16 protein-coding genes are annotated in these 23630 nt (G+C 67.4%); 14 read left to right on the top strand and 2 right to left on the bottom strand.

From position 1 onward, the window contains the following. Positions 1 to 169: 169 nt before the first annotated feature. The 13 genes from G6N08_RS02495 (at position 170) to G6N08_RS02435 (ending at position 21676) form a co-directional block, all read left to right on the top strand. Positions 170 to 4342 carry a glycoside hydrolase family 38 N-terminal domain-containing protein gene (locus G6N08_RS02495; protein ID WP_163753907.1) on the top strand — a complete coding sequence of 1391 codons (4173 nt, stop codon included), beginning with the start codon at positions 170 to 172 and terminating at the stop codon, positions 4340 to 4342. Then, complete coding sequence (locus G6N08_RS02490) at positions 4339 to 4980, top strand: DUF7158 domain-containing protein (RefSeq protein ID WP_246216577.1); 642 nt, start codon at positions 4339 to 4341, stop codon at positions 4978 to 4980. The genes G6N08_RS02495 and G6N08_RS02490 overlap by 4 nt, the downstream gene beginning before the upstream one ends. 3 nt (positions 4981 to 4983) lie before the next feature. Further along, entirely contained in the window at positions 4984 to 5886 is a 903-nt protein-coding gene (locus G6N08_RS02485; protein ID WP_163753906.1) for an ROK family protein, read from the top strand. Positions 5887 to 6252: 366 nt separating this feature from the next. Beyond that, the gene (gene rplJ, locus G6N08_RS02480) at positions 6253 to 6825 is read left to right on the top strand and encodes a 50S ribosomal protein L10 (RefSeq protein ID WP_163753904.1); all 573 of its coding nucleotides are present in this window, start codon (positions 6253 to 6255) and stop codon (positions 6823 to 6825) included. 30 nt (positions 6826 to 6855) lie between these two features. Further along, positions 6856 to 7251, top strand: a complete 396-nt coding sequence (rplL, locus tag G6N08_RS02475) for a 50S ribosomal protein L7/L12 (RefSeq protein ID WP_163753902.1) — start codon at positions 6856 to 6858, stop codon at positions 7249 to 7251. A gap of 374 nt (positions 7252 to 7625) precedes the next feature. Then, positions 7626 to 8708 (top strand): ABC transporter ATP-binding protein, encoded by a 1083-nt coding sequence (locus G6N08_RS02470; RefSeq protein ID WP_163753900.1) that lies wholly within the window; start codon positions 7626 to 7628, stop codon positions 8706 to 8708. Positions 8709 to 9098: 390 nt separating this feature from the next. Next, on the top strand, positions 9099 to 12590 hold the full coding sequence (gene rpoB / locus G6N08_RS02465) for a DNA-directed RNA polymerase subunit beta (protein ID WP_371868943.1): 3492 nt from the start codon (positions 9099 to 9101) through the stop codon (positions 12588 to 12590). 88 nt (positions 12591 to 12678) lie between these two features. Beyond that, the gene (locus G6N08_RS02460) at positions 12679 to 16629 is read left to right on the top strand and encodes a DNA-directed RNA polymerase subunit beta' (protein ID WP_163756564.1); all 3951 of its coding nucleotides are present in this window, start codon (positions 12679 to 12681) and stop codon (positions 16627 to 16629) included. Positions 16630 to 16753: 124 nt separating this feature from the next. After that, a complete protein-coding gene (locus G6N08_RS02455) occupies positions 16754 to 17509 on the top strand; it encodes a deoxyribonuclease IV (RefSeq protein WP_163753898.1) in 756 nt (251 codons plus the stop codon). Positions 17510 to 17613: 104 nt separating this feature from the next. After that, positions 17614 to 19242 carry an acyl-CoA dehydrogenase family protein gene (locus G6N08_RS02450; protein WP_163753897.1) on the top strand — a complete coding sequence of 543 codons (1629 nt, stop codon included), beginning with the start codon at positions 17614 to 17616 and terminating at the stop codon, positions 19240 to 19242. Next, positions 19239 to 20177 carry a crotonase/enoyl-CoA hydratase family protein gene (locus tag G6N08_RS02445; protein ID WP_163753896.1) on the top strand — a complete coding sequence of 313 codons (939 nt, stop codon included), beginning with the start codon at positions 19239 to 19241 and terminating at the stop codon, positions 20175 to 20177. Before G6N08_RS02450 ends, G6N08_RS02445 begins: the two co-directional genes overlap by 4 nt. A 15-nt stretch (positions 20178 to 20192) precedes the next feature. Next, complete coding sequence (locus tag G6N08_RS02440; protein WP_163756562.1) at positions 20193 to 20915, top strand: PaaX family transcriptional regulator C-terminal domain-containing protein; 723 nt, start codon at positions 20193 to 20195, stop codon at positions 20913 to 20915. Further along, a complete protein-coding gene (locus G6N08_RS02435; RefSeq protein WP_163753895.1) occupies positions 20912 to 21676 on the top strand; it encodes a crotonase/enoyl-CoA hydratase family protein in 765 nt (254 codons plus the stop codon). Before G6N08_RS02440 ends, G6N08_RS02435 begins: the two co-directional genes overlap by 4 nt. 44 nt (positions 21677 to 21720) lie before the next feature. On the opposite strand, the gene G6N08_RS02430 is transcribed toward G6N08_RS02435, so the two are convergent. Both G6N08_RS02430 and G6N08_RS02425 read right to left on the bottom strand, forming a co-directional pair. Continuing rightward, a complete protein-coding gene (locus G6N08_RS02430; protein ID WP_246216576.1) occupies positions 21721 to 22158 on the bottom strand; it encodes a DUF3060 domain-containing protein in 438 nt (145 codons plus the stop codon). A gap of 65 nt (positions 22159 to 22223) precedes the next feature. After that, complete coding sequence (locus G6N08_RS02425; RefSeq protein ID WP_163756558.1) at positions 22224 to 22577, bottom strand: DUF3060 domain-containing protein; 354 nt, start codon at positions 22575 to 22577, stop codon at positions 22224 to 22226. A gap of 274 nt (positions 22578 to 22851) precedes the next feature. Here G6N08_RS02425 and G6N08_RS02420 point away from each other — a divergent pair, with 274 nt between their 5' ends. Beyond that, positions 22852 to 23496 carry a TetR/AcrR family transcriptional regulator gene (locus G6N08_RS02420; RefSeq protein ID WP_163753894.1) on the top strand — a complete coding sequence of 215 codons (645 nt, stop codon included), beginning with the start codon at positions 22852 to 22854 and terminating at the stop codon, positions 23494 to 23496. Positions 23497 to 23630: the final 134 nt, after the last annotated feature.

The following is a 23630-nucleotide window of genomic DNA, read 5'->3' as shown; positions in this document are numbered from 1 at the left end:
CGACTCCCAATTAACGTGAGCCCGGTCACGGCGGCCAGCTGAAAGATATCGCTGTGATCGGCGCTGATCGGCATGGTGGTCGGCGAATGCCGGGTGCGGGTGTCCACTGCGGCGGACCGATAAGGACTTTGTTCGGCCGCGGCGGGCCGGACCGCCGTACAGTGCGGGCATGCGGGTGATTTCCGCGGAGTCGACCGAGCTTTTCACCGGTCCGCCCGATGCGCCGCTGCAGCTGGCGCGGATCACCTACAGCGGGTGCGCGCAGCCGGTGCCGGTGCGCGTTGACGGGCAGGGCCTGACCGGCGAGGCGGTGACGGGCACCGGTGACGGCGCACTGGAGATTCCGGTGGTGGTCGACGACCCGGTGGTCGGTCAGCGCCGTGCGGCACGGGTCCACGCCTGCGGCAGCACGACGCACTTCAGCTTCACCGTGGCCGAACCGGGCTGGACGGTGTTCATGGTCAGCCATTTCCACTACGACCCGGTGTGGTGGAACACCCAGGGCCCCTACACCAGCGGCGGGTGCGAAGACCCGCCGGGGCAAGCCCGTCAGGCCAACGGCCTCGACCTGGTGCGCGCCCATCTGGAGATGGCCCGCCGCGAACCCGAGTACAAATTCGTGCTGGCCGAGGTGGATTACCTCAAGCCGTACTGGGATACGCATCCCGAGGATCGAGCCGACCTGCGCCGGTTCATCGCGCAGGGTCGCGTCGAGGTGATGGGCGGCACCTACAACGAACCCAACACCAACCTGACCAGCCCGGAGACCACAATTCGAAACTTGGTTCACGGCACCGCGTTTCAGCGTGACGTGCTGGGAGCCGACCCGGCGACCGCCTGGCAGCTCGACGTGTTCGGCCACGACCCGCAGTTTCCCGGCATGGCCGCCGACGCGGGGCTGACGTCGAGTTCGTGGGCGCGCGGGCCGCACCATCAGTGGGGTCCGATGCTGGGGGGCGGCGACGTCGCGCGCATGCAGTTCTGCAGCGAGTTCGAATGGGTCGCCCCCTCGGGGCGCGGTCTGCTCACCCATTACATGCCGGCGCACTACTCGGCCGGCTGGTGGATGGACTCGTCGACCTCGCTGGCCGACGCCGAACAGGCCACCTACCGGCTCTACCACGACCTCAAGAAGGTCGCGCTGACCCGAAACGTGCTGCTGCCGGTAGGAACCGACTACACCCCGCCGAACAAGTGGGTCACCGAAATCCACCGGGACTGGAACGCGCGCTACACGTGGCCGAAGTTCGTGTGCGCGCTGCCGCGCGAATTCTTCGCCGCGGTGCGGGACGAACTGCAGACACAGGGCCGGTGGCCGTCGCCGCAAACCCGCGATATGAACCCGGTCTACACCGGCAAGGACGTGTCGTTCATCGACACCAAACAGGCCAACCGGGCCGCCGAGAACGCCGTGCTGGACGCGGAGCGTTTCGCGGTGTTCGCCGCGGGCATGACCGGGGTCGAGTATCCGCAGGCGGCGTTGGCCAAGGCGTGGACGCAGCTGCTCTACGGTGCGCACCACGACGCCATCACCGGCTCGGAATCCGACCAGGTCTACCTCGACCTGCTCACCGGCTGGCGTGACGCCTGGGAGCTCGGCCGCAGCGCCCGGGACAACGCACTGGCGCTGCTGTCCAGCGCGATCAGCGGCGACTCCGAACACGTTGTGGTGTGGAATCCCTTAGCGCACAAGCGCACTGACGTGGTGACAGCGCGGCTTCCCGATGAGCGTGCGGTGCGGGTCGTCGACTCCGAGGGGGTCGAGGTACCCGTGCATGTCGAGCCCGCCGGCCGATCGGTGAGCTGGCTGGCGCGCGACGTCCCGTCGCTGGGGTGGCGCGCCTACCGGCTGGTCGCCGCCGACGGCGCCGCAGCATGGCACCCGCTGCCCGGAGCCGAGATCGCCAACGAGCATTACCGGCTTTCGGTGGACCCGGCCCGCGGCGGCGGGGTGTGCTCGCTGCTGCACGAGGGCCGCCAGCTGATCGCCGCGGGCCGGCTCGGCAACGAGCTGGCGCTGTACGAGGAATATGCGGCACACCCGAGCTCAGGTGAAGGGCCGTGGCACCTGCTGCCCCGCGGGCCGGTGATTTGCTCATCGGAAGCGCCCGCGCAGGTGCATGCCTACCAGGGCCCGCTCGGGCAGCGGCTGGTGGTCCGCGGCCGGATCGGCGGGCTACTGCGCTATACCCAGACACTGACGCTGTGGCGCTCACTGGCGCGGCTGGATTGCCGGACCACCGTGGACGGGTTCACCGGAGCCGACCAGTTGCTGCGGCTGCGCTGGCCGTGTCCGGTGCCGGGCGCGATGCCCGTCAGCGAGGTGGGTGACGCGGTGATCGGGCGTGGGTTTGCGCTGCTGCACCACCGTGCGACCAGCCAGTCGGTGGACACCGCCGACTACCCGTGGACGCTGGACAACCCCGCCTACGGGTGGTTCGGGCTGTCCTCCGCGGCGCGGGTGCGCGTCGGTGCCGACGTGCGGGCGGTCTCGGTGGCCGAGGTGGTGTCACCCACCGAGACGATGTCGCACCCGCTGGCGCGGCAGCTGATGGTCGCGCTGGTGCGCGCGGGGGTCACCGCCACCTGCAGCGGCGCTGACAAGCCGCGCTACGGCCATCTGGACGTGGACTCCAACTTGCCCGACACCCGGATCGCGCTGGGCGGGCCGGGTCAGAATACGTTCACCAAAACCGTGCTGGCCCAAGCCGACCTGCTCTACACCGTCGAGCTTGACCGCCAGCTGGGCGAGACCGGCCGAGCCAGGGTGTGGGTGCCGCCGGCGGCGCCGCTGACGGCGGTGTGGGTGCCCGGCGCCGACGTGCGCCACCCGCGGGCCCTGCCGGTGCTGGTGATCGCCAGCAGTGACGACGACGATCTGGGGGCGGCCATCGCGGCGGTGGCCGACGACCTGGCCGACGCCGAGATCGTCGTCACCCAGCATGTCCCGTCCGGATTGGAGCCGTTCGAGTCGCGCACCGTGGCCCTGCTCAACCGCGGGGTGCCGAGCTTCGCCGTCGAAGCCGACGGGACCCTGCATACCGCGCTGATGCGCTCCTGCACCGGCTGGCCATCCGGGGTGTGGACCGATCAACCGCGCCGGAGCACGCCCGACGGCTCGGGGTTCCAGCTGCAGCACTGGACCCATGGGTTCGATTACGCGCTGGTCGCCGGCGCAGGGGACTGGCGCCAGGCCGAAATCCCGGCGCGCAGCGCGGAGTTCTCCCATCCGCTGCTGGCCGTGCCGGCGCGACCGCGCACCGGCCGGCTGCCGCCGAGCGGGTCGCTGCTGCACGTCGAACCCGCCGGCACGGTACAGTTGGGCGCCCTCAAGCCCGCCGGCAACCCGTTGGCGCGCGGCAGCGCCCAGCCGGTCGATCCGGGCACGGTGGCGATGCGGTTGGTGCAGACCACCGGCACCGACACGCGGGTCGCCGTGAGCTCGCCAGTCGGCGCGGTGCGCGACCTGCGCAGCGCCAGCCTGCTGGAACAGCCACACCGGCCGGTATGGTCGGCCACACTGCACGGCTACCAGATCGCCACCGTACTGGCACGCCTGGATGTGCCCGCGGTGCACCATGGCGCCGCCATCACCCTGGCGCCCGAGGCGGAGGCGGCGCAACCGCTCTACGCCCGCTACTGGCAGCACAACCGCGGCCCCGCCCCGCTCGGTGGTTTGCCGGCGGTGGCCCACCTGCATCCGCAGCGGCTGGCCGCCCAACCGGGCAGCAACCTGGCGCTGCGGCTCACCGCGGCCAGCGACTGCACCGATCGGACGCTGCGCGGGACGGTCAGAATCGTGTGCCCAACGGGTTGGCCCGCCAGCCCGGCGGAGCTGCCGGTTCGCCTGCGGCCCGGCGAATACCGCGAAGCCGTGCTGGCGGTGACGGTGCCGGCCGGCGCCCCGCCGGGGCTCTATCCGGTGCGGGCACAGCTGAGTGTGCTGGGGGACGAGATCCCGCGCGCCTGGCACCAGGTGGTCGAGGATGTGTGCCTGGTGTCGGTCGGCCCGGCCGCGGACGACCGGGTGGTGTACCTGGTCGGCGGGCCGGCCGATGTCGAACTGGATGCCGGCGCCTCGGCTCGCCTGACCGTCACTGTCGGCACCCACGCGTGCGCTGCCCTGGCGCTGGAAGCGCACCTGATCAGCCCGTGGGGAACCTGGGAATGGATGACGCCGGCCGCGCTCGGAGCGGTGCTGCCCGCCCGCGGCACCGCCGAGCTCAGCTTCGAGCTGACCCCGCCGGCCGACCTGGAACCCGGAACCTGGTGGGCCCTGGTGCGGGCGGGCTGCGCGGGCCGGCTGCTGTACTCACCCGCGGCGAAGGTGACGGTCCGATGAATGGTCCGATGAATGGTCCGATGAATGGTCCGATGAATATCGCCACGGTGGGCAGCACCGCGGTAACGCTCGACGAGCTCAACCAGCGCGAGCTGCGGTTGCGCCAGGGGGCACTGGCGGCCGCGCTGCCCGCGGCGGGCACCAGCGAGGGCCGGCAACTGCGCCGCTGGCTGACTCAGCTGATCGTGACCGAACGGGTGATCGCGGCCGAGGCCAGCGCCCGCGGCCTGACCGCTGAAGCCGCGCCCACCGAGCACGAGCTGTTACCTGATGCCACAGCGCGGCTGGAGCTCGGCAGTATCGCCGCGGCCGCGCTCGCCGACCCGCTGGCGCGGGCGTTGTTCGCCCGGGTCACCGAGACGGTCGACGTCAGCGCCGATGAGGTGGCTGACTACCATGCCCGCAACCCGCTGCGGTTCGCCGCACCGGCCGCCCGTCACCCGGGCTGGCGGGCCCGCGTCAGCGCGCCGCCGCTGCATCTGGTGCGGCCGGCGATCACCGACCACCTGCGCGCCGCCGCGCGGCGCCGCGCCTTCCGGGTGTGGCTGGATGCGCGCCGGGCCGCGCTGGTGCGGCTGGCCCCCGGCTACGAACACCCCGGCGATCCGCGTCAGCCCGATAACACCCACCGCCACTGACCGATGCTGACGCTCTGCCTGGACATAGGCGGCACCAAGATCGCCGCCGGGTTGGTCGATCCCGACGGCGAATTGATCCATTGCGCCCGTCGTCCAACACCGAATAATGCTGGTGCTGAAGAAGTTTGGGCTGTGGTCGCGGATATGGTCGCCGCGGAGCGGGCCGTTGCAGCGGGTGCGGTGGGTGCGGTGGGCATCGCCGCGGCGGGCCCGATCGACCGGCACAGCGGCACCGTCGATCCGATCAACATCGGGTGCTGGCGCGGTTTTCCGCTTCGCGACCGCGTCAGCGCCGCGGTGCCCGGTGTGCCGGTTCGGCTGGGCGGCGACGGTGTGTGTATGGCGCTGGGCGAGCACTGGCGCGGCGCCGGCCGGGGAGCACGTTTTCTGCTGGGCATCGTGGTGTCCACCGGTGTGGGCGGGGGCCTGGTGCTCGACGACGCCGGCTACCAGGGCCGAACCGGCAACGCCGGGCACGTCGGGCACGTGGTGGTCGATCCCGACGGCCAGCCGTGCGCATGCGGTGGCCGCGGCTGTGTGGAAACCGTCGCCGCCGGGCCGTCGATGGTGCGCTGGGCGCGGGCCCACGGCTGGGTGGGAACCGGGGCCCGGGCGCTGGCCCGGGCAGCCTCCACCGGCGATGCGGTGGCCGTGCAGGCATTTGACCGCGGCGCCACCGCGCTCGCGGCGATGATCGTCTCGGTGGCGGCGGTGTGCGACCTGGACCGGGTGGTCATCGGCGGGGGAGTCGCCGAATCCGGCCGGGTGTTATTCGACCCGCTGCGGGCCGCGTTGTCGTGCCGTACCGGCTTGGATTTCATCCGCGGGCTGCAGGTGGCGCCCGCTGAGCTCGGAAGCAATGCCGGGTTGATCGGGGCGGCGGCACTGGTCGCGTCGACCACCTGAGCCCAGCCAGACTCGCCGCTGGTCAGCCCGCCGGGCAGCCGCGAGTCGTCCGGTGCGCAGTCGACGCGCAGGGCCCGGCGGTGCCGGCCCAGGCAATCACGGGCGCGCAGCGCGGTGCGCCCGGTGTCGCGGGTTTTGGCTGATCGCGGCGGCCACGCTATTGTGGGTGCCGATCCACCGAAGACCGTCGGTCACCGAGTCATCGGTCGAAGGTCCGGGCACACCGGGCGGCCCACGCAGGAGGACGAGGCATTTCCCGTCGCCGCACCGACGGGGTAGCGCCCCGACTTGCTGTGTCGGGGCGTTTGGTGTTCCCGGGCTCCGCAGGGTCGCACGGTACTCGCAGCAGATCCCAGGAGGTTGTGGATGGTCCGGGCGGAAAAGGCCACGGCCGTCGCAGACATCGCAGAGCAGTTCAAGGTCTCGACTGCCGCTTTGATCACCGAGTATCGCGGTCTCACGGTGGCCAACCTGGCCGAGCTGCGCCGGTCTTTGCGCCCCTCAGCCACCTATGCGGTGGCGAAGAACACTCTGGTCAAAAGGGCCGCGGCCGAGGCCGGCATCGAAGGTCTCGATGAGCTGTTCGTGGGCCCCACGGCAATCGCGTTCGTCACCGGCGAGCCGGTGGACGCCGCCAAGGCCCTCAAAACCTTCGCCAAGGAGCACAAGGCGCTGGTCATCAAGGGCGGCTACATGGATGGGCGCCCGCTCACGGTGGCCGAGGTCGAGCGCATCGCCGACTTGGAGTCCCGTGAGGTGCTGCTGGCCAAACTGGCCGGCGCGATGAAAGGCAACCTCGCCAAGGCGGCTGGGCTATTCAGCGCGCCGGCGTCCCAGGTGGCCCGGCTGGTGGCTGCCCTCCAGGACAAGAAGGCCGCCGAGGCTCCCGCCGGCGCGGCCGCGCAAACCCCCGCAGACAACGCACCGGACAACCAATAACGTCGCATCGAACAGGAAGGACCCCGGCTCATGGCTAAGCTCACCACCGACGAGCTGCTCGACGCGTTCAAGGACATGACCTTGCTGGAGCTCTCCGACTTCGTCAAGAAGTTCGAGGAGACCTTCGAGGTCACCGCGGCCGCCCCGGTCGCCGCCGTGGCGGCGGCTCCGGGAGCCGGGCCGGCGGCTGCCGCTGAGGAGGCTGAGGAGCAGACCGAGTTCGACGTCATCCTCGAATCGGCCGGCGACAAGAAAATCGGCGTCATCAAAGTTGTCCGCGAGATCGTCTCCGGCCTGGGCCTCAAGGAAGCCAAGGATTTGGTCGACAGCGCGCCCAAGCCGGTACTGGAGAAGGTCGGCAAGGAGGCGGCCGAGGAGGCCAAGAACAAGTTGGAGGCCGCCGGCGCCAGCGTCACCGTCAAGTAGGTCCGCGGCACACTCCCGGGACGCGGGATTCGGGAAACGTCACCGATCCGTCGATCAACACCCGCAGCTGCGCGGCGCTACCACCACCGACGCGGGCGGGTCCGGCCTCGGGCTGACCACCGTGCCCCGCGGTGGAGCCGGCACCGCTGCTCGGCGGTGATGTGTGGTGTCGCGCCGCCCGCGCCGGTGATGACGCGATGCGGGGGGAGGGCCGCACCCCGGCCGTGACAAGGACCAACAGGGTTGGCGCCGTCAGCAATTTTTGGCTGCCGGACGGACGTGATGCCGGTCTTCGGGTGCGCTACAGTGACTCATGCCACAAGCGGGGCGGGTAGTGCGGGGCGCCGCCGGAAGGGTCGCAGGAAGGGTGTCGTATGGGTACCGCTATCAAGGTTGAGGGGCTGAGCAAGTCCTTCGGATCCCAGCGGATCTGGGAAGACGTCACGATGGATATCCCAGCCGGTGAGGTCAGCGTGCTGCTGGGCCCTTCGGGGACCGGCAAGTCGGTGTTCCTGAAATCGTTGATCGGCCTGCTGCGGCCGGAGCGCGGCTCGGTCATCATCGACGGCACCGACATCACCCAATGCACGGCCAAGGAACTCTACGAGATCCGCACCCTGTTCGGGGTGATGTTCCAGGACGGCGCCCTGTTCGGGTCCATGAACCTCTACGACAACACCGCGTTCCCGCTGCGCGAGCACACCAAGAAAAAGGAAAGCGAAATCCGTGACATCGTCATGGAAAAGCTGGAGATGGTCGGCTTGGGCGGGGACGAGAAGAAGTTCCCCGGGGAAATCTCCGGTGGTATGCGCAAACGCGCGGGCCTGGCCCGGGCGCTGGTGCTCGACCCGCAGATCATCCTGTGCGACGAGCCCGACTCGGGGCTGGACCCGGTGCGCACCGCATACCTGAGCCAGCTGCTCATCGACATCAACGCGCAGATCGACGCCACGATCTTGATCGTGACGCACAACATCAACATCGCCCGCACGGTGCCGGACAACATGGGCATGCTGTTCCGCCGCAAGCTGGTGATGTTCGGCCCCCGTGAGGTGCTGCTGACCAGCGACGAGCCGGTTGTGCGTCAGTTCCTCAACGGTCGGCGCATCGGCCCGATCGGCATGTCCGAGGAAAAAGACGAGGCGACGATGGCCGAGGAGCAGGCGCACCTGGAAATGGGTCATCACGACGGCGGGGTCGAGGATATCGAGGGTGTGCCGCCGCAGATCACCCCCACACCGGGGATGCCGGAACGCAAAGCGGTGGCCCGCCGCCGCGCTCGTGTGCGCGAGATCCTGCACACGCTGCCCAAGAACGCGCAGGCCGCGATTCTCGACGACCTGGAGGGCACGCACAAGTTCGTGGCGCACGAGCTGCCCGACGAGGTCGCCATCGGCCGGCATCGCGGCGAGGAGGAGGCGCCCACCGCGTCGATCCCCGCCCAGGGGGACTACTGAGAAGCCGTCGATTCGCCCCGGGGGAGCAGATGTCGTTCGCGACCCGGCGCGTCACCCCTTGACGGACGGGCGCAAACGGGCCAGTCTGTTGGGCAGCATGGTGCACCGGACGGTCGATACGCCAGCCAGCGCCGGGACCGCGGGGCACGGTAGTTGAGGAACGCGCAGTCCTGCGCTATCGTTGGACGTTGCGCTGGCTACTTCCTGCCCATCTCACCCGCCACTTGACACTGTGGTCTTTGGCCTGAGCTCCCCATCATGGCTCAGCACTTTCAGTTGCGTGCGTGAGACCCGGACAGATCGTTCGCCAGCCGAAACGACCCGACTATCGCGGCGAATAGGTCCGGTGCGCCGGACCGGTAGTCGCACCCGGTGCTGGAAGGATGCATCTTGGCAGTTACCCGCCAGACCAAGACCAACCCTCACACGTCGTCCTACAACTCCGTCCCCGGAGCGCCTAACCGTATTTCCTTCGCCAAGCTTCGCGAACCCCTCGAAGTTCCGGGGCTGCTTGATGTGCAACTCGACTCCTTCGACTGGCTGATCGGCGCGCCGCGCTGGCGCGAGGCCGCGCTCGCCCGCGGTGAGGCCCAGCCGCTCAGCGGGCTCGAGGAAGTCCTCGCCGAGCTGTCGCCGATCGAGGACTTTTCCGGGTCGATGTCACTGTCTTTTTCCGATCCTCGGTTTGATGAGGTCAAAGCCCCCATCGACGAGTGCAAAGACAAGGACATGACGTATGCGGCCCCGCTGTTCGTCACCGCCGAGTTCATCAACAACAACACCGGCGAGATCAAGAGCCAGACGGTGTTCATGGGCGACTTCCCGATGATGACCGAAAAAGGCACGTTCATCATCAACGGGACCGAGCGGGTGGTGGTCAGCCAGCTGGTGCGCTCACCCGGGGTGTACTTCGACGAGACCATCGACAAGTCCACGGACAAGACGCTGCACTCGGTCAAGGTGATCCCGAGCCGCGGTGCCTGGCTGGAATTCGACGTCGACAAACGTGACACCGTCGGGGTGCGCATCGACCGCAAACGCCGCCAGCCGGTCACTGTGCTGCTCAAGGCGCTGGGCTGGACCGGCCAGCAGATCACCGAGCGGTTCGGTTTTTCCGAGATCATGATGTCCACGCTGGACAAGGACAACACCGCCGGCACCGACGACGCGTTGCTGGACATCTACCGCAAGCTGCGCCCCGGCGAACCGCCGACCAAAGAGTCCGCCCAGACGCTGCTGGAGAATCTGTTCTTCAAGGACAAGCGCTACGACCTGGCCCGGGTCGGCCGCTACAAGGTCAACAAGAAACTCGGCCTGGACGTTGCGCTCACCACCGTGACCCTGACCGAAGAGGATATCGTCGCCACCATCGAATACCTGGTGCGGCTGCATGAGGGACATCCCACGATGACCGTCCCCGGCGGTGTCGAGGTGCTGGTGGAAACCGACGATATCGACCATTTCGGCAACCGTCGGCTGCGCACGGTCGGCGAGTTGATCCAAAACCAGATCCGGGTGGGCATGTCCCGGATGGAGCGGGTGGTGCGCGAGCGGATGACCACCCAGGATGTCGAGGCGATCACCCCGCAGACGCTGATCAACATCCGCCCGGTGGTCGCCGCGATCAAGGAGTTCTTCGGCACCAGCCAGCTCTCCCAGTTCATGGACCAGAACAACCCGCTGTCGGGGCTCACCCACAAGCGGCGGCTCTCGGCGCTGGGCCCGGGCGGCCTGTCCCGGGAACGCGCCGGGCTGGAGGTCCGCGACGTGCACTCGAGCCACTACGGGCGGATGTGCCCGATCGAGACCCCCGAGGGACCCAACATCGGTCTGATCGGCTCGCTGTCGGTGTACGCCCGGGTCAACCCGTTTGGGTTCATCGAAACCCCGTACCGCAAGGTGGTCGACGGTGTGGTGACCGACCAGATCGAATACCTGACCGCCGACGAGGAAGACCGCCACGTCGTCGCGCAGGCCAACTCCCCGCTCGACGATGACGGCCGGTTCACCGAGGCCCGGGTACTGGTGCGCCGCAAGGGCGGCGAGGTCGAGTACGTGTCCTCCTCCGAGGTGGATTACATGGACGTCTCGCCGCGCCAGATGGTGTCGGTGGCCACCGCCATGATCCCGTTCTTGGAGCATGACGACGCCAACCGCGCCCTGATGGGGGCCAACATGCAGCGCCAGGCCGTTCCGCTGGTGCGCAGCGAGCGGCCCCTGGTGGGCACCGGGATGGAGTTGCGCGCCGCGATCGACGCCGGCGACGTCGTCGTCGCCGACGAGAGCGGTGTCGTCGAAGAAGTGTCCGCCGACTACATCACGGTGATGACCGATAACGGCACCCGGCACACGTACCGGATGCGCAAGTTCGCCCGCACCAACCACGGCACCTGCGCCAACCAGCGTCCGATCGTCGACGCCGGTGACCGGGTGGAGGCCGGTCAGGTGATCGCCGACGGCCCGTGCACCGACCACGGCGAGATGGCCCTGGGCAAGAACCTGCTGGTGGCGATCATGCCGTGGGAAGGCCACAACTACGAGGACGCGATCATCATCTCCAACCGGCTCGTCGAGGAGGACATCCTCACCTCGATCCACATCGAGGAACACGAGATCGACGCCCGCGACACCAAACTGGGCGCGGAGGAGATCACCCGCGATATCCCCAACGTCTCCGACGAGGCGCTGGCCGACCTCGACGAGCGCGGTATCGTGCGCATCGGCGCCGAGGTTCGCGACGGCGACATCCTGGTCGGCAAGGTGACCCCGAAGGGGGAGACCGAGCTGACCCCCGAGGAGCGGCTGCTGCGGGCGATCTTCGGCGAGAAGGCCCGCGAAGTCCGGGACACCTCGCTGAAGGTGCCGCACGGCGAATCCGGCAAGGTGATCGGCATCCGGGTGTTCTCCCGCGACGAGGACGACGAACTGCCGGCCGGCGTCAACGAACTGGTCCGCGTGTACGTGGCCCAGAAACGTAAGATCTCCGACGGCGACAAACTGGCCGGCCGGCACGGCAACAAGGGCGTGATCGGCAAGATTCTGCCCGTCGAGGATATGCCGTTCCTGCCGGACGGCACCCCGGTGGACATCATCCTCAACACCCATGGGGTGCCGCGCCGGATGAACATCGGCCAGATCCTGGAAACCCATCTGGGCTGGTGCGCGCACAGCGGCTGGAAGATCGACACCTCCAAGGGGGTGCCGGACTGGGCGTCCAAGATGCCCGAGGAGCTGCTGGAGGCCGAGCCGAACACGATCGTGGCCACACCGGTGTTCGATGGCGCGCGGGAGGAGGAGCTGCAGGGTCTGCTGTCGGCCACGCTGCCCAACCGCGACGGCGAGGTGCTGGTCGACGGTGACGGCAAGGCGGTGCTCTACGACGGCCGCTCCGGGGAACCGTTCCCCTACCCGGTGACCGTCGGCTACATGTACATCATGAAGCTGCACCACCTGGTGGACGACAAGATCCACGCCCGCTCCACCGGCCCGTACTCGATGATCACCCAGCAGCCGCTCGGTGGTAAGGCGCAATTCGGTGGTCAGCGGTTCGGTGAGATGGAGTGCTGGGCCATGCAGGCCTACGGCGCCGCCTACACGCTGCAGGAGCTGTTGACCATCAAATCCGACGACACCGTCGGGCGGGTCAAGGTCTACGAGGCGATCGTCAAGGGCGAAAACATCCCCGAACCGGGTATCCCCGAGTCGTTCAAGGTGCTGCTCAAGGAACTGCAGTCGCTGTGCCTGAACGTGGAGGTGCTCGCCAAAGACGGCGCGGCTATCGAGCTGCGCGAGGGTGAAGACGACGACCTGGAGCGGGCTGCAGCCAACTTGGGAATCAATTTGTCGCGCAACGAATCCGCGTCCGTCGAGGACCTCGCCTGACTTTCGTGCGTGCTAACGCAACAGTCCGCAAAACCGAAGAAGAGCTATAACCGCTAGTCACTCAACCCGCATGGGGAAAGGAAGTTACGTGCTCGACGTCAACTTCTTCGATGAACTCCGCATCGGCCTGGCCACCGCCGACGATATCCGGCAGTGGTCCTACGGCGAGGTCAAAAAGCCGGAGACCATCAACTACCGCACGCTGAAGCCGGAGAAAGACGGCCTGTTCTGCGAGAAGATCTTCGGACCGACTCGCGACTGGGAGTGCTACTGCGGCAAGTACAAGCGGGTGCGGTTCAAGGGCATCATCTGTGAGCGTTGCGGTGTGGAGGTGACCCGCGCCAAGGTGCGCCGCGAGCGGATGGGCCACATTGAGCTGGCCGCCCCGGTCACCCACATCTGGTACTTCAAGGGCGTGCCGAGCCGGCTGGGGTATTTGCTGGACCTGGCGCCCAAGGACCTGGAGAAGATCATCTACTTTGCCGCTTACGTCATCACCGATGTCGACGAAGAACTGCGGCATAACGAGCTGTCGACGCTGGAAGCTGAGATGGCCGTGGAGCGCAAGGCCATTGAAGACCAGCGCGATGCCGATCTGGAGGCCCGCGCCCAGAAGCTGGAGGCCGACCTGGCCCAGCTGGAAGCGGAGGGTGCCAAAGCCGACGCCAAGCGCAAGGTGCGTGACGGCGGGGAGCGCGAGATGCGCCAGATCCGCGACCGGGCCCAGCGCGAGCTGGACCGGCTGGAGGAAATCTGGAGCACCTTCACCAAGCTGGCGCCCAAGCAGCTGATCGTCGACGAGAACCTGTACCGCGAGCTGGTCGACCGTTACGGGGAGTACTTCACCGGGGCGATGGGTGCGGAGGCGATCCAGAAGCTCATCGAGAACTTCGACATCGACGCCGAAGCTGAAGCGCTGCGTGAGGTCATCCGAAACGGCAAGGGGCAAAAGAAGCTTCGCGCGCTCAAGCGGCTCAAGGTGGTGGCGGCGTTCCAGCAGTCGGGCAACTCGCCGATGGGCATGGTGCTCGACGCGGTGCCGGTGATCCCGCCGGAGCTGCGCCCGATGGTGCAGCTCGACGGTGGCCGGTTCGCCACCAGTGACCTCAACGACCTGTACCGGCGGGTGATCAACCGCAACAACCGGCTCAAGCGACTGATCGACCTCGGTGCACCGGAGATCATCGTCAACAACGAGAAGCGCATGCTGCAGGAATCGGTGGACGCGCTGTTCGACAACGGCCGCCGCGGCCGCCCGGTCACCGGGCCGGGCAACCGTCCCCTGAAGTCGCTGTCGGATCTGCTCAAAGGCAAGCAGGGCCGGTTCCGCCAGAACCTGCTCGGTAAGCGTGTCGACTACTCGGGGCGTTCGGTGATCGTGGTCGGTCCGCAGCTCAAACTGCACCAGTGCGGTCTGCCCAAGCTGATGGCGTTGGAGCTGTTCAAGCCGTTTGTGATGAAGCGGCTGGTTGACCTCAACCACGCGCAGAACATCAAGAGCGCCAAGCGAATGGTGGAGCGTCAGCGTCCGCAGGTGTGGGACGTGCTCGAGGAGGTCATCGCCGAGCACCCGGTGCTGCTGAACCGGGCACCCACCTTGCACCGGCTGGGTATCCAGGCCTTCGAGCCAATGCTGATCGAGGGCAAGGCGATTCAGCTGCACCCGTTGGTGTGTGAGGCGTTCAACGCCGACTTCGACGGGGACCAGATGGCCGTGCACCTGCCGCTGTCCGCGGAAGCGCAGGCCGAGGCCCGCATCTTGATGCTGTCCTCCAACAACATCCTCTCGCCGGCGTCGGGACGGCCGCTGGCCATGCCGCGGCTGGACATGGTGACCGGGCTGTACTACCTGACCACCGAAGTGCCCGGCGATATCGGTGAATATCAGCCTGCCACCAAGGATTCGCCGGAACGCGGTGTCTACAGCTCGCCTGCGGAGGCCATCATGGCGATGGACCGTGGTGCTTTGAGCGTGCGGGCCAAGATCAAGGTACGGCTGACCCAGCTGCGTCCGCCACCGGAAGTCGAGGCGGAGCTCTTCGGCGAAAATGGTTGGCGCCCAGGAGATCCCTGGATGGCAGAAACCACGCTGGGCCGGGTGATGTTCAACGAACTGCTGCCCGTGGGATACCCCTTCGTCAACGAGCAGATGCACAAAAAGGTGCAGGCCACCATCATCAACGACCTCGCGGAGCGCTACCCGATGATCGTGGTGGCTCAGACCGTCGACAAGCTCAAGGACGCCGGTTTTTACTGGGCCACCCGAAGCGGTGTGACCGTGTCGATGGCCGACGTACTGGTGGCGCCGGGCAAGCAGGAGATCCTCGACGCGTACGAGGAGCGGGCCGACAAGGTGGAAAAACAGTTCCAGCGTGGTGCGTTGAACCGTGACGAGCGCAACGAGGCACTCGTGGAGATCTGGAAAGAGGCCACCGACGAAGTCGGTCAGCGGCTGCGGGAGCACTACCCGGACGACAATCCGATCATCATGATCGTCGATTCGGGTGCCACCGGGAACTTCACCCAGACCCGCACACTGGCCGGGATGAAGGGGCTGGTGACCAACCCGAAGGGGGAGTTCATTCCGCGGCCGATCAAATCGTCGTTCCGCGAGGGCCTGACGGTGCTGGAGTACTTCATCAACACCCACGGCGCCCGGAAGGGTCTGGCGGACACCGCTTTGCGAACCGCCGACTCAGGTTATCTGACCCGGCGCCTGGTCGACGTGTCGCAGGACGTCATTGTGCGCGAGGGTGACTGCGGCACCGAGCGCGGCATCGTCGTGGACTTGGCAGAACGTCAGCCCGACGGCACCTTGATTCGCGATCCCTATATCGAGACCTCGGCCTATGCGCGCACGTTGGGCACCGACGCGGTCGACAAGGACGGCAACGTCATCGTCGAGCGCGGCCGGGATCTGGGTGACCCCGAGATCGAGGCGTTGCTGGCGGCCGGCATCACCCAGGTGAAGGTGCGGTCGGTGCTGACCTGTGCGACCGGGATGGGGGTCTGCGCGACCTGTTACGGACGGTCGATGGCGACCGGCAAACTGGTCGACATCGGCGAAGCCGTCGGTATCGTCGCGGCCCAGTCCATCGGCGAGCCCGGGACACAGCTGACGATGCGGACATTCCACCAGGGCGGTGTCGGTGAGGACATCACCGGCGGTCTGCCGCGGGTCCAGGAGCTGTTCGAGGCCCGGGTGCCCCGGGGTAAGGCACCGATCGCCGAGGTGAGCGGCCGGATACGGCTCGAGGAGGGCGACAAGTTCTACAAGATCACCATCGTCCCCGACGATGGCGGCGACGAGGTGGTCTACGACAAGCTCTCCAAGCGTCAGCGGCTGCGGGTGTTCAAGCATGAGGACGGCACCGAGCGGGTACTCGCCGACGGCGACCACGTCGAGGTCGGCCAGCAGCTGCTGGAAGGCTCCGCTGATCCGCACGAGGTGCTCCGGGTACAGGGTCCCCGCGAGGTGCAGGTTCACCTGGTCCGGGAGGTTCAGGAGGTCTACCGGGCGCAGGGTGTGTCGATCCACGACAAGCACATCGAGGTGATCGTGCGGCAGATGCTGCGGCGTGTGACCGTCATCGATTCGGGCTCAACCGAGTTCTTGCCCGGCTCGCTGATCGATCGCGCGGAATTCGAGGCCGAAAACCGCCGGGTGGTGGCCGAAGGCGGCGAGCCTGCCGCCGGTCGCCCCGTGCTGATGGGGATCACCAAGGCGAGCCTCGCCACCGACTCGTGGCTGAGCGCGGCGTCGTTCCAGGAGACCACCCGCGTGCTGACCGATGCGGCGATCAACCGTCGCAGCGACCGGCTCAACGGTCTGAAGGAGAACGTGATCATCGGCAAGCTGATCCCGGCCGGGACCGGGATTTCCCGCTACCGCAACATCCAGGTGCAGCCCACCGAGGAGGCGCGCGCGGCTGCCTACACGATCCCGTCGTACGAGGACCAGTACTACAGCCCCGATTTCGGGCAGGCCACCGGGGCTGCGGTGCCGCTGGACGACTACGGCTACTCGGATTACCGGTAGACTGCCGCGAACCGCACGGAAACCGCCGAAGCCCCCTGCCGCGCCGAAATGGGGGGCTTTGGCGGCTGCCGGTGATACGTCGCCGCCTGGTGCTGGCTGAGGCGCGCTCACTACACTGGGGATGGTGCTGATCGGTTCGCACGTCAGCCCGCAGCATCCGCTGGCTGCGGCCCAGTCCGAGGGCGCCGATATCGTGCAGATCTTCCTCGGCAACCCGCAGAGCTGGAAGAAGCCCACACCGCGCGATGATGCCGAGCAGCTGCGGAAATCCCCGGTGCCGCTGTATGTCCATGCGCCGTATCTGATCAACGTCGCCTCCGCGAACAACCGCGTGCGCATTCCCTCCCGCAAGATGCTGCAGGACACCTGCGACGCGGCCGCCGAGATCGCGGCCACCGCCGTGATCGTGCACGGCGGCCACGCCGATGACGATGACATTCAGGCCGGTTGTGAGCGGTGGCGCAAGGCGATGGAGCGCCTCGAGACCGACGTCCCGGTGTATCTGGAGAACACCGCCGGCGGGGAGCACGCGATGGCCCGCCACTTCGACACCATCGCGCGGCTGTGGGACCACATCGGCGATACCGGTATCGGCTTTTGTCTTGACACCTGCCACACCTGGGCGGCCGGCGAGTCGCTGGTCGCCGCCGTCGATCGCATCAAGTCGATCACGGGCCGAATCGATTTGGTGCATTGCAACGACTCCAGAGACGCAGCGGGCTCGGGCGCGGACCGCCACGCCAACATCGGCGCCGGCCAAATCGACCCGGAGGTGCTGATCAGCGTCATCAAAGCGGCCGGCGCGCCGGTCGTCTGCGAAACCCCGGACGCGGGCCGCAGGGACGATATCGCTTTCCTGCGCGCACACCTGGCCGGTTAGCGACGCGGCGCCCGCCGCGCCTGAGACCGGGCGTGCCGCGTCGACGGCGCCCGCCCGTTATTACATGTCTTGTGCAGTTGTCGACAAAATGTAACACTGAACCAATGCCAGATACCCATATCGTCACCAACCAGGTTCCGCCGCTGGAGAACTACAATCCGGCGTCATCACCGGTTCTGCTCGAGGCGCTGGTCCGCGAGGGCGGACAGTGGGGCGTGGACGAGGTGACCGAGCTGGGGGCGTTGTCCGGGACGGCACAAGCCCAACGGTGGGGTGAGCTCGCCGACCGCAACCGGCCGATCTTGCACACCCACGATCGGTACGGGCATCGCATCGACGAAGTGGAATATGATCCGGCGTATCACGAGCTGATGCGCACGGCCATCTCCCACGGCCTGCACGCCGCCCCGTGGGCCGACGACCGGCCGGGCGCGCATGTAGTCCGGGCAGCCAAAACGTCGGTGTGGACCGTCGAGCCCGGCCACATGTGCCCCATCTCGATGACTTACGCCGTCGTTCCGGCGCTGCGTTTCAACCCGGAACTGGCGCAGGTTTACGAGCCACTGCTGACAAGCCGCGCCTATGACCCCGAGCTGAAGATCCCCACCGCCAAAGCCGGAGTGACGGCGGGCATGTCGATGACCGAAAAACAGGGCGGATCCGACGTGCGGGCCAACACGACCCAGGCGACCCGCAACGGTGACGGCAGCTACCGCCTGACCGGGCACAAGTGGTTCACTTCCGCGCCGATGTGCGACATCTTCCTGGTGCTCGCCCAGGCGGCCGGCGGTCTGTCGTGCTTCTTATTGCCCCGGGTGCTGCCGGACGGCACCCGCAACCGGATGTTTTTGCAGCGGCTGAAGAACAAACTGGGCAACCACGCCAACGCATCTGCCGAGGTCGAATATGACGGTGCCATCGCGTGGCTGGTCGGGGAGGAGGGCCGCGGTGTGCCCACCATCATCGAGATGGTCAACTTGACGCGGCTGGACTGCACACTGGCCAGTGCCACCAGCATGCGGACCGGTCTGACACACGCCATCCACCACGCCCAACACCGCAAAGCGTTCGGCGCCTATCTGATCGACCAGCCGTTGATGCGCAACGTTCTGGCGGACCTGGCTGTGGAAGCCGAGGCCGCCACCATGGTGGCGATGCGGATGGCCGGCGCAACCGATAACGCGGTGCGAGGTGACCACACCGAGGCGCTGCTGCGCCGTATCGGGCTGGCTGCCAGCAAGTACTGGGTGTGCAAGCGTTCCACTCCACACGCGGCTGAGGCGCTGGAATGCCTGGGCGGCAACGGTTATGTCGAGGACTCCGGGATGCCGCGGCTGTACCGGGAAGCCCCGCTTATGGGCATCTGGGAGGGTTCCGGCAATGTCAGTGCGCTGGACACCTTGCGCGCCATGGCAACTCGGCCCGAATGTGTCGACGTGCTGTTTTCGGAGCTGGGCACCACCGCGGGTCAGGATCCCCGGCTGGACGCCCATGTCGAAGACCTCAAGCGCCAGCTCGGCGACTCTGAGACCATCCAGTACCGTGCCCGCACGGTGGCCGAGGGTATTTGCCTGGCGCTGCAGGGTTCGCTGCTGGTGCGCCACGGGCACCCCGCCGTCGCGGAGGCGTTTTTGGCCACCCGGCTCGGCCGGCAGTGGGGCGGGGCGTTCGGCACCCTGCCGACGGGGCTGGATCTTGCGCCTATCCTCGAGCGAGCGCTGGTGAAGGGATGACCCACGCGATCAGACCAGTCGACTTCGACAACCTCAAGACGATGACCTATGAGGTCACCGACCGGGTTGCGCGGATCACCTTCAACAGGCCCGAAAAAGGTAACGCGATCGTCGCCGACACACCGGTGGAGCTCGCTGCTCTCGTCGAGCGTGCAGACCTCGACCCCAACGTGCACGTGATCCTGGTGTCCGGCCGCGGCGAGGGATTTTGTGCCGGGTTCGATCTGAGCGCCTATGCCGAGGGGTCGTCGTCGGCCGGTGGCGGGAGCTCGTATCGGGGCACCGTGCTCGACGGGAAAACCCAGGCCCTCAACCACCGGCCGGATCAGCCGTGGGATCCGATGATCGACTACCAGATGATGAGCCGTTTCGTGCGCGGTTTTTCCAGCCTCATGTACGCCGACAAGCCGACGGTCGTCAAGATCCACGGCTACTGTGTGGCCGGCGGCACCGATATTGCGCTGCACGCCGATCAGGTGATCGCTGCCGCCGACGCCAAGATCGGCTACCCACCGACGCGGGTATGGGGCGTGCCGGCAGCGGGCTTGTGGGCGCACCGGCTGGGTGACCAGCGAGCCAAACGCCTTCTGCTGACTGGAGATTGCATCACCGGCGCTCAGGCCGCCGAGTGGGGCTTGGCGGTTGAGGCGCCGGCGCCGGAAGACCTCGACGAGCGCACCGAGCGGCTGGTGGCCCGCATCGCCGCTATCCCGGTCAACCAGCTGATCATGGTCAAGCTTGCGCTGAATTCGGCTCTGCTGCAACAAGGCGTTGCGACGAGCAGAATGGTCGGCACTGTGTTCGACGGTATCGCTCGCCACACCCCCGAGGGGCACGCTTTCGTCGCCGATGCGGTTCAGCACGGTTTCCGGGAAGCGGTGCGCCACCGCGACGAGCCGTTCGGCGACTACGGCCGGCAAACGTCGCAGGTGTAGACGGTGCCAAAGACGTTGGCGCGCATGACCGCTCGGTCGGTGGTGCTTTCTGTGCTGCTCGGTGCGCACCCTGCCTGGGCCAGCGCAAGTGAACTAATCAGGTTGACTGAGGATTTCGGTATCAAAGAGACCACTTTGCGGGTCGCGCTCACCCGGATGGTCAGCGCCGGCGACCTGGTCCGCTCAGCCGATGGCTATCGGCTCTCGGACCGGCTGCTGGCCCGTCAGCGTCGTCAAGACGAGGCGATAAGCATGAGGGTGCGGCCGTGGCGCGGTTACTGGATCACCCTGGTCGTCACCAGCGTGGGCGCTGACGCACGCACCCGTGCTGCGTTGCGAACAAGCCTGCACAGCAAGCGTTTCGCTGAACTGCGTGAAGGGGTGTGGCTGCGGCCCGACAATATCGATGTCGACCTCGAGCCCGGTATTCGTGCTCAGGTGCGGGTGTTGAAGGCCCGTGATGCAGCACCTGCCGAGTTAGCCGCACAGCTGTGGGACCTGCCGAAGTGGGCGCGCGCGGGGCGGCGTTTACTTCAGGAGATGGGCAGCGCGTCGGACACCCGCGCACGATTTGTCGTGGCAGCGGCGATAGTGCGCCATTTGCTGACCGACCCGATGCTGCCGGCGGAGCTCCTGCCTGCCGACTGGCCGGGCGGGCAATTGCGCAGCGCGTACCACGATTTCGCCGCCGAACTGATCGCACGGCGCAACCGAACCCAACTAGTGGAGGCGACATGAGTGACCCGGTGCGTGTCGAACGTCATGGGCCGGTGACGACGGTGATCCTCAATCGGCCGGAAGCGCGTAACGCCGTCAACGGTCCAACGGCTGCTGCGCTGTACGCGGCGTTCGACCAGTTCGACCGCGACGACACCGCGTCGGTGGCGGTTTTATGGGGTGCGGGTGGCAGCTTTTGCGCCGGAGCTGATTTGAAAGCTTTCGGCACCCCGGAGGCCAACGCCGTGCACCGCACCGGGCCCGGGCCGATGGGCCCGACGCGGATGGTGCTGTCCAAACCGGTCATCGCGGCGGTCAGTGGTTACGCGGTGGCCGGTGGCCTGGAGCTGGCGCTGTGGTGCGATCTGCGGGTGGCCGAAGAGGACGCGGTCTTCGGGGTATTCTGCCGGCGGTGGGGAGTGCCGCTCATCGACGGCGGCACCGTTCGGCTGCCGCGGCTGATCGGGCACAGCCGGGCGATGGATATGATCCTCACCGGCCGCGCGGTGAAAGCCGACGAAGCGCTCATGATGGGCTTGGCCAACCGCGTCGTGCCCAAGGGTCAAGCCCGCCGGGCAGCCGAGGAGCTGGCAGCTCAGCTGGCCGCGCTGCCGCAGCAGTGCATGCGATCGGATCGGCTGTCGGCGCTGCACCAGTGGGGGCTGCCGGAAGCTGAGGCGCTCGACGCCGAGTTCGCCAGCATTTCCCGGGTCGCGGACGAGGCGATGGCCGGTGCCGGGCGGTTCGCGGCCGGTGCGGGGCGTCACGGAGCGCCCGCGTGAGCGAAGCCGGCCGGCTTATTCTGGTCTAATCGCTGGCCCGGCGGTCACTTTTTGGTGATGGTGTTACCCGAGCCGAGGTTATCGACCTTCGGGTCACCACTTTTGTAGATGACGGTGTTGTTCAGCCCCACCACACTGAGATGCTGGTCGATCTTGTCGAGGGTGACTTTGTTGTCTGCGCCGCCGATATTCACCGACGCGCAGGTGCCCTTGACGGTCAAGGTGTTGTTGGAACCGCCGACGTCCAGCGATTTGCCGTTGCCGCAGTCAAGTTCGGCAGTCGTGCCGAATGAGGCGTAGTTGAGTGTGTTGCCTACCTCGAACTGCGCGCCGGCGCTTGCCGTGCTCGTGGTCGACGGGGCCGCGCCCTTGTTCTTCGGAGCGCAGCCGGCCGGCGCGAAAGCCGCCAGCAGGGCCGCGAGCGTGACGGCCAGCGCCCCGGCCGCCGGTCTGGTGAAGTCGGTGCTGATGGCCCGCATCATCCCTCTATCCGTCCCGCTATTGGCGCCGTATGCGGCTTTGCCCCTGATCTCGAACGCAGCCGGTCTCACGTCGGCACCCGGGTGATCCGGTTGACCATGCCCAGTTCACGGCCGCGGTCCCAGATGAACGGGTCGCCGTTGTGGAAGTACACCGTTTCATTCCACCCGTAGACGGTGATGTCGTTGACGACAGTGTCTGCGATGACCGTATTACCCGATCCCATCATCGTCACCGCCCAGCAGGTGCCCAGCGCGTGGACGGTGTTGGCGGTGCCGTCGACCAGCAATGTGGAGTCATTGCAGTCCACCGTCTGCTCGACGCCTTGCCCGGTGATATGGGTATCGCCGTTTTTGGCGTTCGCGGCCGGTGTCCCGCCCGTCAACGCGGCCGGGACGGCAAGCGCCCAGGCGACCAGCATCGAGCCGACAAGCGCTGTTTTCACCGGCTGCTCCTCTCGCCAGAGCGCATGGTCTGCTCGTCTGAGCGTACGTGCATCCGGGTGCGCGATGGGCGTGTTGGTTGATGTGCGGGCGATCGGTTTCGCCGGTGGGCAGCAAAAAGCGGTGCGCCGGCGGCGTGCCGCGCCAGCCCAGGCATGGCGCGGGTTGGGCGCTACGTCCACTAGAGTTCTTCGCTGACCTTCCGCCGGGGAACGCGGTGGTGACCATCGTGGCAACCGAAGGGTGATCGCCATGACAGCTCAGCCGGATCAGCCGTCAGCGGCGAGCCGCTCGCGTGCCGGCAGCAGATCAGTCCCGCGGTCGGCCAGGCTGAGCCGCGATGTCATCGTCAACGCTGCCCTTACCTTCTTAGACCGGGAAGGCTGGGATGCGCTGAGCATCAACGCGCTGGCGACCCAACTCGGAACCAAGGGGCCATCGCTGTACAACCACGTGCACAGCCTGGAGGATCTGCGCCGGACCGTACGGATGCGCGTCATCGACGACATCATCGGCATGCTCCACAGGGCCGGGCAGGGCCGCAGCGGCGACGACGCTGTGCTGGTCATGGCGGGCGCCTACCGCAGCTACGCCCATCACCACCCCGGGAGGTATGCGGCGTTCACCCGGATGCCACCGGGCGGTGATGACCCCGACTACACCGCGGCGACCAGGGCTGCAGCCGCGCCGGTGATCGCGGTGCTGTCCTCCTACGGCCTGACCGGCGAGCAAGCCTTCCACGCGGCACTGGAGTTCTGGTCGGCACTGCATGGGTTCGTGTTGCTCGAGATGACGGGTGTGATGGACGACATCGACACCGACGCGCTCTTCACCGATATGGTGCTGCGGCTGGCGGCAGGCCTGGAGCGCCGACGGGACCCCGACCGGCAGGGCTAGAAAGCTGCGATGACCCGGTGCCGGGGTGGGTGGCGTCGCTTTGACCCGCCCGACCGGGGGCAGGTATTGTGGTAGCTCGTGCCTGGCGGCTCACGGCGCCTTTGGTGACGTAGGCGCGCACGCCGGGCCAATTC

Origin of the sequence: Mycobacterium botniense (genome assembly GCF_010723305.1) — a bacterium.
GTDB lineage: Bacteria > Actinomycetota > Actinomycetes > Mycobacteriales > Mycobacteriaceae > Mycobacterium > Mycobacterium botniense.
This window is presented reverse-complemented; position numbering and strand designations above follow the sequence as displayed.